The sequence below is a fragment of the Cupriavidus sp. SIMBA_020 genome (assembly GCF_046535395.1).
Lineage (GTDB): Bacteria > Pseudomonadota > Gammaproteobacteria > Burkholderiales > Burkholderiaceae > Cupriavidus > Cupriavidus campinensis.
This window is the reverse complement of record NZ_JAWRWU010001461.1, coordinates 1-243: the sequence shown is the minus strand read 5'-3', so window position 1 is coordinate 243 and position 243 is coordinate 1. Positions and strand designations below refer to the sequence as shown.

Below are 243 nucleotides of genomic sequence, written 5' to 3'. Positions count from 1 at the left end.
AACCCCGGTGCCTGGTCAAACATACGGCGATCTCGACCCAGCATAATGTGCGACGGTACGGGTTCAAGGGCTGACGACTGTACTTCTTGCCCTTGCACCAGGACACCAACGATGTGCCCCTCAGGGGCTCTCAAAGGACTCAAGCTGAACGCCCACGGCTTTTCTCGATCCAGGCGAACCGGAAACTCCGAATCGGAAAGTAATAACAGGCTTGCCTTCTCCATTACCGCTTCGAGCTGCAGA

At 56.0% G+C, this 243-nt stretch carries 1 protein-coding gene; it reads right to left on the bottom strand.

Annotated elements, in window-relative coordinates:
- Positions 1-243 (bottom strand): hypothetical protein (locus SB751_RS34420; protein WP_410749547.1); only part of this gene is annotated, 243 nt, incomplete at both ends.